The 12,592-nt window shown below is 70.7% G+C and carries 8 protein-coding genes; 4 read left to right on the forward strand and 4 right to left on the reverse strand.

Annotated features, from left to right (window positions below; translation table 11 throughout):
• Both D7X12_RS32270 and D7X12_RS32275 read left to right on the forward strand, forming a co-directional pair.
• Positions 1-2,525: condensation domain-containing protein (locus D7X12_RS32270; RefSeq protein ID WP_158620162.1), on the forward strand; the 2,525-nt coding region annotated here is incomplete at its 5' end.
• A 60-nt stretch (positions 2,526-2,585) separates the two neighbouring features.
• Complete coding sequence (locus D7X12_RS32275; protein WP_120629075.1) at positions 2,586-3,455, forward strand: N-acyl homoserine lactonase family protein; 870 nt, start codon at positions 2,586-2,588, stop codon at positions 3,453-3,455.
• Positions 3,456-3,458: 3 nt separating this feature from the next.
• On the opposite strand, the gene D7X12_RS32280 is transcribed toward D7X12_RS32275, so the two are convergent.
• Both D7X12_RS32280 and D7X12_RS32285 read right to left on the reverse strand, forming a co-directional pair.
• Positions 3,459-4,907 (reverse strand): HTTM domain-containing protein, encoded by a 1,449-nt coding sequence (locus D7X12_RS32280; protein ID WP_120629076.1) that lies wholly within the window; start codon positions 4,905-4,907, stop codon positions 3,459-3,461.
• The gene (locus D7X12_RS32285; protein WP_244224913.1) at positions 4,900-6,069 is read right to left on the reverse strand and encodes an imelysin family protein; all 1,170 of its coding nucleotides are present in this window, start codon (positions 6,067-6,069) and stop codon (positions 4,900-4,902) included. The genes D7X12_RS32280 and D7X12_RS32285 overlap by 8 nt, the downstream gene beginning before the upstream one ends.
• Positions 6,070-6,300: 231 nt before the next feature.
• On the opposite strand from D7X12_RS32285, the gene D7X12_RS32290 reads away from it, so the two are divergent.
• Complete coding sequence (locus tag D7X12_RS32290; protein WP_120629078.1) at positions 6,301-7,788, forward strand: NHL repeat-containing protein; 1,488 nt, start codon at positions 6,301-6,303, stop codon at positions 7,786-7,788.
• A 128-nt stretch (positions 7,789-7,916) separates the two neighbouring features.
• Entirely contained in the window at positions 7,917-10,313 is a 2,397-nt protein-coding gene (locus D7X12_RS32295) for a TonB-dependent receptor family protein (RefSeq protein WP_120629079.1), read from the forward strand.
• A 19-nt stretch (positions 10,314-10,332) separates the two neighbouring features.
• On the opposite strand, the gene D7X12_RS32300 is transcribed toward D7X12_RS32295, so the two are convergent.
• Together D7X12_RS32300 and D7X12_RS32305 are read right to left on the reverse strand one after the other, a co-directional pair.
• Positions 10,333-11,415, reverse strand: a complete 1,083-nt coding sequence (locus tag D7X12_RS32300) for an SMI1/KNR4 family protein (RefSeq protein ID WP_120629081.1) — start codon at positions 11,413-11,415, stop codon at positions 10,333-10,335.
• An 83-nt stretch (positions 11,416-11,498) separates the two neighbouring features.
• Positions 11,499-12,524 (reverse strand): lipase family protein, encoded by a 1,026-nt coding sequence (locus tag D7X12_RS32305; protein WP_120629080.1) that lies wholly within the window; start codon positions 12,522-12,524, stop codon positions 11,499-11,501.
• Positions 12,525-12,592 lie beyond the last annotated feature (68 nt).

Here is a 12,592-nt window from a genome sequence, read left to right on the forward strand (position 1 = left end):
CCCCCATCAGCGAGCGCACCAGCCCCCGTCCCTACGAGGCGCCCCGCACGCCCACCGAGACGCTGCTCGCGGGCCTCTGGCAGCAGGTGCTGGGCGTGGAGCGCGCGGGCATCACCGACCACTTCTTCGAGCTGGGAGGCCACTCGCTGCTCGCGACGCAAGTCGTGTCGCGGCTGCGCGCCTCGCTGCACGTGGAGCTGCCCCTCCACGCCTTCTTCGACGCGCCCACGCTGGAGGCGCTCGCCGCCCGGGTGGACGCCGCGCGGGACGCGGGGGACTCGAGCCCCGTCGTTCCACCGCTGCTGCCGGTGCCGAGGACGGGCCGCCTGCCGCTGTCCTTCGCCCAGCAGCGGCTGTGGCTGTTGGATCGGCTGGAGCCCGGGAGCAGCGCGTACACCATCCTCGCGGCCCTGCGCCTGATGGGGCCGCTGCATGCGAAGGCGCTGGTGCAGAGCTTCCACGCGCTGCACCAGCGACATGAAACGCTGCGCACCGTGTTCCGCGAGGACGCCGAAGGACCCGTGCAGGTCGTCCTGCCGGAGCTGCCGCCGTCGCTCGCCTTCGTGGACCTGCAGGGCGTGCCGGAGGCGGAGCGCGAACAGGAGGCGCTCGCGCTCGCGGCGGACCAGGCGGAGGTGCCCTTCGACCTGACGCGCGGCCCGCTGGTGCGGGGCCTGCTGGTGCGACTGGGTGCGCAGCACCACCTGCTCGTGGTGACGATGCACCACATCATCTCCGACGGTTGGTCCTCCGCTGTGCTCACCCGCGAGCTGTCCTCGCTCTACGAGGCCTTCTCCACGAAGCAGACGCCGTCGCTCCCCGCGCTCCCGCTTCAATACGTGGACTACACCGTGTGGCAGCGCGCGTGGCTGCGGGACGAGGTCCTGGAGTCACAACTGGGATACTGGCGTCACCAGCTTGCGGGAGCGCCCGTCGCGCTGGAGCTGCCCACGGACAAGCCGCGTCCGTCCGTGCAGACCTTCCGGGGCGGCCGAGTGCCGGTGCGCCTGGGCACCGTGCTGTCGGAGTCGGTGAAGGCGCTGGGCCACCGCGAGGGAGTCACGCCCTTCATGGTGTTGCTCGCGGGCTTCCAGGCGCTCCTGTCGCGCCTCAGCGGGCAGGACGAGGTGGTGGTGGGCTCGCCCATCGCGGGGCGGCCCGCGCCGGAATTGGAGGACATGCTTGGCTGCTTCGTGAACACGCTCGCGCTGCGCACCCGCGTGGCGACAGGCGACAGCTTCCACGCGCTCCTGGGCCGCGTGCGCGAGGTGACGCTCGGGGCGTATGCGCACCAGGACGTGCCCTTCGACAGGGTGGTGGAGGCCGTGCGTCCCGCGCGGGACGCGGGCCGCTCGCCGCTGTTCCAGGTGCTGTTCGTCCTGGAGAACGCGCCGGTGTCCCAGCCCATGGGCCCCGGGCTGTCCCTGCGCTTCGTGGACGTAGAGCGCCAGTCCGCCAAGTTCGACCTGACGCTGGCCCTCTGGGAGGAGGCGGAAGCGGGCCTCACCGGCGTGCTGGAGTACAACAGCGACCTCTTCGAGCCCGCCACCGCCACGCGCTGGGCCGAACACCTGCGCTCGCTCCTGGAGCAGGCGGTAGCCGCCCCCGAAGCCCCGCTGTCCCGGCTGCGCCTGGGCCCCGCGCCCGGCGACCTGCTGGTGCCCTTGCAGCCTGAAGGCACGCGCACGCCCTTCTTCTGCGTGCATGCCATTGGCGGCACCGTGTGGGGCTACGCGGAGCTGGCGCGGCAGCTGGGCACGGAGCAGCCCTTCCACGGGCTCCAGGCCCCGGGGTTGGAGAATGGCCAGGGCGCGGTGGACTCGCTGGAGGACCTGGCGGCGCTGCACCTGGAGGCCGTGCGCAGCGTGCAGCCCCACGGCCCCTACCGCCTGGGCGGCTGGTCCATGGGCGCCGTCGTCGCCTTCGAGATGGCGCGCCAACTCCTGGAGCGCGGCGAAGAGGTGGAGCGGCTCGTCTTCATCGAGCCCAGCCCCACGTCCTACGCGCAGGGCATGCCCATGGAAGACGCCGCGACGCTGGGCCAGCTCTTCACCGTGAACCTGGCCCACACCACCGGCCTGTCGGAGGAGCTGCCGGCGCACGTGCCCGCAGGGGACGCGGCGAAGCTGCTGCCGCACCTGCTCGAAGAAGGCCAGCGCGCGGGCGCCTTCGGTCCCGAGGTGAACCTCGCCTGGCTCCAGCGACGCCAGCGCGTGTTCAACGCCTGCATCAGTGCGCTCTCCGGCCACGTCCTGCAGCCGCTGCGGCTGCCCGTGCTGATGCTGCGCGGCACCGAGGCCAACGTGGACGAGGGGGGCGACCGCACCCGGGGCTGGGCGGCGCTGACGGATGGCATCGAGGTGGTGGACGTGCCCGGCACGCACTACTCCGTGCTCCAGCCGCCGCAGGTGGAGTCCCTGGGCCGGGCCGTGTCCCGCTACCTGGACGCCCCACCGCTCACGACCGCTTCAGGTCAGCGGGAGGCGGAGCCGGATGCGACCTCCGCCGTGGGCTCACGCCGTTAGAACTCCCCTGAAGCCATCCCTCCTGACTCTCCCCCCACCGTTTCCCTCCGGAGCCACGTCATGAAAACCCTCCACATGTTGTCCGCCTGTCTCGCGCTCACCGCGTGCGCCAGCCAGAACCCCGCCGCGCAAACGTCCACCGTCGCAGCGGCGTCCGCCGTGAAGCTCTACGCCATCGACTGCGGCCGCGTGCAGGCCACCGACTTCGGCTCCATGGCGGACGATGGCTCGATGAAGGGCATCGGCGGCGAGGGCGTCAATCCGTGCTACCTGATCCGCCATCCGAAGGGCGACCTGCTCTGGGATACCGGCTTCTCCGAGGCCATCGCGGACATGCCGGGCGGCCTGCAGCCCCAGGGCGCGCCGATGCGCTTCCAGGTCCCCAAGAAGCTCACCGTCCAACTGGGTGAGCTCGGGTTGGCCCCCGCCGACATCGACTTCCTGTCGTTCTCACACATGCACTTCGACCACGCGGGCAACGCCAACCTGTTCGCCAGCGCGAAGTGGATCGTGGACGCGGAGGAGCTCGCGGCGGCGTTCTCCGAAACGGCCCACCGGCGTGACGAGGTCCCCCACTACAGCGCCCTGGAACACGTGAAGCCCGTGGTCATCGAAGGCGACGGCGCCTACGACGTGTTCGGCGACGGCACCGTGACCATCCATCAGGCCCCCGGACACACGCCCGGACACACCGTGCTGCTGCTGAAGACGGCGAAGTCCGGCGCCTTCCTGCTCGCGGGAGACCTGTGGCCGCTGCGCGAGTCGCGCGAGCGGCAGCTGGTGCCTGTCTACAACAGCGACCGCGCACAGACGCTCGAGTCGATGCGCCGCGTGGAGGCGCTGGCGAAGGAGTCCAACGCCCGCGTCATCCGCCAGCACGTGCCCGAGGACTTCGCCGCGCTGCCGGCGTTCCCCGCGCCGCTGGAGTAGGCGTCAGGGCCCGGGGCTACGGGCCTGCGCGGAGCGCGTGGGGCGCAGGTGCACCGGCGGCGACTCGGGGGCAGGGAGGATCCACGGCTTGGGTCCCAGCCCGTCCTCCTGTCGCGCCAGGTCCACCGTGGGGTCCACCAGCGGCTCCGACAGCCGGCCGTTGAGAGACACCCGCACGTCCGCCCGCACCTCCACGGGGTGCTGCGTCTTCGCCTCGAAGTCCCGCGCGATGCGGTGGGCCAGTTGCAGGATGAGGTCCGGCTGCACCGCCATCTCCCGCTCCTGCAACCGCGTGAGGTACTGGCCGGGCGACACGTGCCACTGCCGGCCGGTGACGCTGTCGCGCACCATGAACGTCGCGCTGCCGTTCTTCTCGCGCGTCATCACCCGCCAGGAGAAGCGCATCCCCTGCTCGTGCCAGAGCACGTTGCCGCCATACGCATGCGTGCGCAGCGGCAGCAACACCTGGAGGAGCACGTAGACGCCCGCCACGCCCAGCGCCACCCGCCCCTTCCAACCGGGCACGCGGACCTCCGCTGAAGAGGGCGGCGTGACGCCGCGCCACGGCAGGCGGCGCACGCGGGCCCAGAGCGCGCGCGGCCACGACGGGTCGAAGAACACCAGCGCCCCCGTCACCATGATGAAGGGGAACATCCCGATGGGGAACAGCGCGAACGTCACCGCGTGGAAGCCCAGCACCACGACGTAGGCGAACGGACGCGCGCGGCGCCACAGCAGGAACAGCACGATGGTGGTGTCGAACAGCATCCCGCCCCACGCCGCCGCGTAGGCCATCCAGCGCTGCTCCAACAGCGGCCCCACCCACGGCAGCCCCGTGCGCGCGGCCAGCCAGATGTTGAGCGGCTGCGCGTGTACCAGCCAGTCGGAGGTGAGCTTCGCCAGCCCCGCGAACACGTAGACCACCGCCACCTGGAAGCGCAGCAGCAGCGTGCACCACGCGGGCAGCGTGTCGCGCCGCAGCGCGGGCCTCCACCACGCGTCCACGGAGAAGGCCCGGTGCGCCGGCACGAAGCACAAGAGCAGCAGCAGCAGGCTCACCAGGTAGTAGTGGTTGAGGTAGTTCGTCACGTCCAGGAGCTGCACGTAGGCGAACAGCGCGAACAGCAGCACCACCGTCACCCGGTAGAACAGCCCCACCATCAGCAGCACGCCCAGCACGCCCAGCGCCACGAAGAGCGCGGGCAGCCCCGCGTCGGGGAGCGGCGGCACCCAGCCGAACCCCCAGTAGGTGAAGCGGAACTTCGGCTGCGCGAACAGCACGCCCACCCAGCCGTAGGCCAGGAAGCGCACCGCCGATACTGTGATGAGCAGCCCCAGCGCCACCCGGAACGCCGCCAGCGAGGCGATGTCCCGGGGCTCAAGCAGCCACGCCCACAGCCGTGGCCACGGACGCGAGGACACGGGGTCCCCGCTTCCGGCGGACTCAGTCATTGTCTCCCTCGAGGCCCGCGGGCGGCTCCAGGTCCAGCGTGGTGATGAAGTCCGTCTTCAGCACGTCCGTGATGCCCTTGAAGTCGTCGTAGACGCGCTGCACGGACGGCTTGTCCTGGGCCAGCGCCTCCTTGAGGTCCGCCTCCTCCACCGCGGCCAGCGCCGCTTCGGCCTCCACCACCTGCTGGCGAAGCCGCGTGGCCACGCCCTCCGCACCCGCCGCCACCAGCACGTCGTCGAAGCCCGGCCCCGCGTGGTCCGCGCCGCAGCCCTCCACGATGCGGCGGAAGCCCACCAGGTTCTGGCGCAGGTTCTGCTTGGAGCGGCCCGCGAACTGCGACTCCAGCAGCTCCGGGCAGGTGTCCGACGCGCAGTCGCGCAGCGCCAGCGGCCGGGCCAGCTTCTGGTCCTTGCCCTCGCGCTCCACGTAGAACAGCGCGTCGCTCAGCGTGTTGAGCGCCACCTGCGTGGACGGAAACACCGCGTTGCCCGCGCCCGCCGTCGCCAGCGTCTTCTGGAAGTTCCCGCCCTCCGGCGCCCACGCGTCCACCAGCGATTGCGCGCGCGTGCGCACGTCCGCCGCCACCACCGCCGCGTACGCCCGCTTGCGCGCCGCCCGGTCCTCCGGCGTCAGCGCCGCCCACGTCCCCTGCGCCACGATGGGGGAGTTGGCGCCGCACGCCGTGTCCGCGCCCTCGTGGAAGAGCAGGTACTCCAGCGCCAGGAACCCGCGCCGCGTCACCAGGCTGGAGGAGAAGCTGGACGACTCGTAGCCCTTCGACACGAGCTGCTCCTCCACGGAGCACCGGTTGCTCAGCGGGAACGAATAGATGTTGTCGCGAAGCTCCCCGCCGCCCGGGCTGCTGCGCGGCGCCGCCGGCCCCACCTGCATCACCTCCGCCACCTGCCAGACGTCCATCGCCTCGTGGAACGCCGCGCGCGCCGCCGCCACGCTCGCCGCGTCCGGCGCATCCCGCAGCGTCACCGTCGCCGCCTGCAACGCCGTGGCCTTCGGCAGGAAGTCGCGCGCCGTCGTCAGCATGCACGCGCCCGCCGCGCTCAACAGCTCCGCTCGCACGTCCGGCCCCTCCGTGGGCGGCGGATCCACCGGCTTGGGCTTGCTGTCGCTGCACGCCACGCACAGCACCGCGGTGAACGCCATGGCCCTGACTCCCCAACGGGAGCCCACATCCGGACGGGTTCGCGAGATCATGCCCTCCGGATTATCAATCAGTGTTGAGACTGACAATCATTCTCGAAGCGACAGTCCCGTCGGTGTATCGGCCGACACCTTGACTTCACGCATCCCCCCGGTCTACGCAGACGCCCCGTTTACATGGCTGAATTTGATAATCGTTTTCATTTTCCGCCACGAAACACCCGAGGGGAAACCATGTCGATTCAGGGGAAGCACCGGAGCCTCAAGAAGCTGTTGCCAGGCATGCTGGTCGTTGGCATCGCGATGACCTCGCTGGGCGGCTGCGGTGATGACGAGCCCACCCCCACGCCGGACGCGGGCACCACGGTGGACGCGGGCACGGACACGGACGCTGGCACGGACGCTGGCACGCCTCCCGCGCCGGACTCGGACCTGGCGTTCGTGCGGCTCAACACCGACGGTACGGTGGACAACACGTTCGGCGCGAGCGGCAACGGCATCGCGCGGCTGAACCTGGGCGCGGGCGCCGGCAATGCGCGCGACTCCATGTGGAGCATCGACCGCGACACGCAGGACCGGCTGGTGGTGTTCGCCACCAAGAAGGCGGACGGCACCCGCACGGACACCGACCGCGTGGTCGCCCGGCTGACCGCGGGCGGCGCGCTGGACGAGACCTTCAACGCGGCCAGCACGCGCAAGGGCATGTACGTGCTGGACATCGGCGGCCTGGGTGACTCGGCCCGCCACGGCTTCGTGCAGGCGGACGGGAAGATCCTCTCCGCCGGCTACCTGAACCAGCCCTCGGGCGTGGGCTCGCAGAGCGCGCACCGCGTCGTGATGGTGCGCCTGAACGACACGGGCGCGGTGGACGCCACGTTCGGCGCCAAGGGCGTGCTGAACTCGGCGCCGTTCGCCACGAACGACCCGACGAAGGAGTGGGGCATCTCCGAGGCCTACGCCGCCGCCCGTCAGTCCACGGGCGCCTACGTCACCACCGGCTACGGCCGCGCGGCGGGCGTGGCGGGCACCACGGTGGACATCGTCTCCTTCCGCTACAGCGCGGAGGGCGTGCTCGACTCCACGTACGGCACCAACGGCGCGTTCATCCTGAACCTGACCGGCGAAAACGACCGCGGCCGTGACGCGGTGGCCCTCAAGGACGACAGCATCTTCATGGTGGGCAGCGGCACCCCCGCCAAGGACAGCATCGACGCCTTGGCGGTGCACGTGACCGCGAACGGCCAGCCGGCCACGGTGGCGGGCTTCACCGAGGGCTACAAGCGGTACGACTTCGACCGCCCGGACGAGGCCTTCTTCGACGTGGCGGCCTTCGACACGGGCAGCGGGGAGTACGTCGCGGCCGTCGGCTACAGCGCGAAGGTGGGCGAGGACGACGACTCCATCCTGCTCATCCGCAACGTCACCACCGGCCAGGAGTTCTCCGGCGTGGTGCCCTTCTCCGACGCGGCCAACGACCGCGCCTGGGGTGTGACCTTCGGCCTGGACGGCAAGGTGTACGCCACGGGCTTCGTCACCGAGGGCGGGGACAACCGCTTCGCCATCGCGCGCTTCAACCTGGACGGCACGCGCGACACCACGTTCGGTGCGGGTGGCATCGTCACGGTGAACGTCATCACCGGCAAGCTGGATGAGGCCGCACGCGCCGTCGTCGTCCAGTCCGACGGGAAGATCGTCATCGCGGGCGCCGCCGAAGCACAGTAGATCCCGCTGCGGTCGCGGCAGGCGGCGGTCTTCCGACGCTGACGGGGACACCCTTCGTCCCCTGTCGGCCCGGTCGACCGCCGCGCTTCTTCGTACGTACGTTCGTTCCTCCGGGAGTCTTCGTCGTCATGGGTGCACGGACCTGGGCAGTCGCGGTGGTTTCCTTCGTCGTCTCCTCGTCGGCCCCGGCCCAGACGCCCCCGCCGTCCCAGGACGCGCCCCCGTCGTCAGCGGAGACGGCGCCACTCCCAGCGCCCGCGGTCCCGCCAGTCTCCGAACCCGCCCCCGAGCCAGCAGCCGCACAGCCCGTTGCCGAGCCGGTCGCCGCGCCCGCCGAGCCGCTCCAGGCGAGCACGCCGCCAGAGCCCGGCACGGAGCCCGCCGCGCCCGTGGCCTCCGACGCGCCCGTCGCGGAGACGGCGCCCGCTGATTCGCGCAGGTTCGAGAGCGTGGTGGTGGGCACGTCCGAGGCGAAGACGAGCGGCTCCATCCACATCCTCAAGCCGGAGAAGCTCCAGCGCTACGAGTTGGACGACCCCCAGGCCATCCTCCAGTCCGTGCCGGGCGTGTACGGCCGGGGCGAGGACGGCTTCGGCCTGCGGCCCAACCTGGGCCTGCGCGGCGTCAACCCGGACCGCAGCAAGAAGGTCACGCTGTTGGAGGACGGCATCCTCTTCGGGCCGGCGCCCTACTCCGCGCCCGCCGCGTACTACTTCCCCCTGATGACGCGCATGCAGTCGGTGCGCGTGCTCAAGGGGCCGTCCTCCGTGCAGCAGGGCCCGCAGACGGTGGGCGGCTCGGTGGACCTCATCACCCGGGACATCCCGGCGCAGGAGTCGTTCGGCCTGGACCTGGCGGGCGGCCAGTACGGCTACGGCAAGGCGCACGGCTCCTTTGGCGCGAGCACGGAGCGCGCGGGCTTCCTCGTCGAAGGCATCCACCTGCGCAGCAGCGGATTCAAGGAGCTGGATGGCAGCGACGCGTCCACTGGCTTCCATCGCAACGAGTGGATGGCCAAGGCGCGCTACCGGCTGGTGCCGGACGGCGAGCTGCGCCAGACGCTCCAGCTCAAGCTGGGCTACTCCGACGAGGGCTCCAACGAGACGTACCTGGGCCTGTCCGACGCGGACTTCGCCGCGAACCCGCTGCGCCGCTACAAGGCCAGCCAGTTCGACCACATGCAGTGGCACCGCACCCAGGCGGTCCTCAGCCACGTGCTGGAGGGGCGCGACCTCGCGGTGACGACGTCGCTCTACCGCCACGACCTGGACCGCGCCTGGCGCAAGGTGAACGGCTTCCGGGGCACGTCCATCTCCGACGTGCTCGCGGACCCCACGAGCGCGCGCAACGCCATCTACTACGGCGTGCTGACGGGGGAGCTGGACTCGTCCACGCCGGGCGAAACCATTCTCATCGGGCCCAACCACCGCGTCTTCGTGAGCCAGGGCCTCCAGAGCATCGCCCGCTGGACGACGACCACGGGCCCGCTGTCACACAACGCCGAGTTCGGCGTGCGCTACCACTACGACAGCATCACCCGCCGCCACACGCAGGACGGCTTCCTCATGGTGGGCGGGGAGCTGGTGGCCGAAGGCGGAGAGACGCAGCTCACCGCCGACAACAAGGACTCCACGCACGCGCTCGCGCTGCACGCGACGGACGCCATCGCCTGGGGCCCGCTGGTGGTGACGCCGGGCGTGCGCCTGGAGGTCATCCGCTCCACGTCCACGGACCGGCTCGCGGGCACGACGGACCAGGGCTCGCTGGAGGCGCTGATGCCGGGCGTGGGCGTCTACGGCGCGCTCACCCCCACGCTGGGCCTGTTCGCGGGCACGTACCGCGGCTTCTCCCCGCCCGCGCCGGGCCAGCCCCAGGCGGTGTCCGCGGAGAAGAGCCTCAACTCGGAGGCCGGCGCCCGCTGGTCGCGCCGTGGCGAGCGCTTCGAAGTCGTGGGCTTCTTCAACGACTACTCCAACCTCACCGACGTCTGCACCTTCTCCAACGGCTGTCTGGACGACAACCTGGACCGGCAGGTGGACGCGGGCGAGGCGCACATCTACGGCCTGGAGGCCTTCGCGGAGAAGACCTTCCGTCCGGGCGGCGGCATCACCTTCCCGCTGACGGTGGCGTACACCTTCACGCGCACGAAGCTGCTGGAGGACTTCCGCTCGTCGGATCCGCAGTTCGGCAACGTGACCGCGGGGGATGAGCTGCCGTACGTGCCCCGGCACCAGCTCTTCGCCTCGCTGGGCGTGGAGGGCGCCCGCTGGGGCGCCTTCATCAGCACCACGTACCTGTCGAGCATGCGCGAGGAGGCGGGCCAGGGAGAGATTCCCGAGGGCTTGAAGACGGGCGCCCTGCTGACGTTCGACGTGAACGCCAGCTGGAACGTCACCCGCTGGGGCCAGCTCTACGTGAGCGGCCGCAACCTGCTGGACGAGGCGGTCATCGTCGGACGCCGTCCCTACGGCGCCCGCCCCAACGCGCCGCGCACGCTGCTCGGCGGGCTCAAGATCCAGCTCTAGCAGGCTGTTTGGGGCGCGCTCAGTATTCCTTCAGGAGTGCGCCGGCCGTCGTGAGGCCCAGCCTCTTGAACAGCGCTGAGAGCTTCGCCTTCGGGATCAGCTTCTTCGCGGCCGCCTCGATACGGAGGAGCGAAAAAGCGAGATGATCCAGCGAGGTGAAGGCCGGCGCGACAGAGCCTTCCTCGTGCGCGTAGCGGACGACTTCTCCCGTGGTGACGTCGAGAAGGAACATCTCGCCGGAGCCGTCGCTCGCGATGCCGACGTACTTGTCGTCACTTGCACCGTACAGCTCCTCCTTCTTGCAGTCGAAGCCGTAGCTGTCGAAGTCGAAGGCCAGGGTCATCGACGGCACCCCACCGCCCATCACCACGGCGTCCAGCGCGCGACCCGCGGGAACGGCGCGAACCTTCTCGCTGCCGGGCTTCGACACGCGAGGCGCCTTCGGGAAGAAGCGCGCCGCGTCCGCCGCGAAGTCGCCGCGCTCGATGTAGCCGGCCAGGGTGCTCGCCTCCGCGGCTTCACCCCACTCGGTGAGCGGGGTCTTGCTCACCTCGAGCGGCGTGCCCTCCTTGTCAAAGTACGTCGTGCTCTTCAGCTTGCCCTTGACGAAGACCGCCGTCAGGCGATGGGGCCATGGCTTCGGAACCTTGAAGACCTTGTGAAGGAGCTTGGTTCCGGCGTACTCGAACAGCGCACCTTCCACCGGACCGACTTTCCACTCGACGGCGCCGTCAATCACGCCCTCACGCAGCTCGACCCGCAGCGTGTCCGGGAAGTCGAAGCCGGGGCGGAAGCGCACCTCGACCAGCGCACCGTCCGCGAACGTCGCGATCATCGTGTGGTTCGGCCCCTTCGGCAGGCCGAGCGCCGCCTGCATGGCCACGCGCGGCGCATGCTCGGACATCTGGTGGATGCCGAGCGACCACTTGATCTCTCCATCGAGCTTGCCGTCCTTGCGCGTGGCATCGAGCAGCAGGAGGCCCGACGGATGGATCCACAGGCGCTCGCGCGAATCGTTGGGGCCTCCGTCTCGCCAGAGGTTGGCGTCGGCGTCGAAGGTGGCTTCGGGAGGTACGCTTTGGGGTCGCAGGTCGGTCGTCACGGTGGCGAACCCTACCTGCGGCATCCCTCGGTTCCAGTTTCCCCTCGGAGCGGCTGCCGCGCCGTTGGCCTGTCAGGCCGGCCCTACTTCACGGCCACCTGACGGCGCGGGGGCTGCGCCACCGGCTGATGCGGCAGCGTCTGCGCGGAGGCCTTCGCGCTCGCGAGGGTGTCGGTGGTGGGCGCGACGCTGGTGTCCGTGAGGGGGTTGCCGCTGCTGTCCGTGTAGACGCCGTCCGGGAAGGTGCCGACGAAGACCTGCGGCGGCACCACGGCCAGCGCCTGCGTGAGCACGGAGAGGTAGTTGTCCATCTCGTGCCGGATGGTCGCCTCCTGCGTGCTGGTGTCTCCGAGCGTGTTGTAGAAGAGCACGGAGAACTCCTCGCCCACCTGCCCGTAGCGGACCGCGGGCGGCAGCGTGGGCACCACGTCGTACTGGTTGACGACACGCACCGTCACCGGATTCGTGACGTACTTCGCATAGGCCGTCCCCCAGGAGTCGGTGAGCCCCGCCTTCGGCGCCGCGAAGCTGACGGTGGTGGCGCTCAGCGACGGCAGGCTCACCGCCAGGTCCAACGCCAGCAGCTCCGCGAGCCCGCCGCCCAGGCTGTGGCCCGTCACGTAGAGCTTCTGGATGTTGTTCGCCTCAAGCCACGCGAACACCTGCGCCTGCATCGACTGCGTCACCGAGCCGCCCGTCCCGGTGTAGATGCTCCAGAACCCGCCGTGCACCTGCGGCACGGGGGACAGCGTCGCGTTGTTGAACGGCACGAAGGACGTGGTGGCGTACTCCTCGTCCGCGCGCACGTCGGCGGCCGTCACCGTCCCGCGCAGCGCCAGCATCGCCGTGCTCGCATCGCCGGCGGCCAGGTACCAGAGGCCAAACATCTCCGGGGCACCGCCCTTCTGCGGCACCCACACGGTGAGGGTGTCCTTCTGCGTCCAGCCGTTGACCGCCGGAACGGATTTGCCGTTGAAGGAGTCGTAGGCCGCGACCACACCCTGCCCCATCGGCAACACCACGCTGGCATCCAGCACGGGCTGCGGCGGCGTCGGGTTGATGGGGCCGGCGGACTGCGGACGGGGGGCGGCGGCGGTCGAGGTCGTCATGGGCACTCCCTGGGAAGGTGATGCCCGGGCCCTTGTGCAGCGCCCGTGCCGTGACGCCCTCCCCTCGG

The sequence above is a fragment of the Corallococcus sicarius genome (genome assembly GCF_003611735.1).
Lineage (GTDB): Bacteria > Myxococcota > Myxococcia > Myxococcales > Myxococcaceae > Corallococcus > Corallococcus sicarius.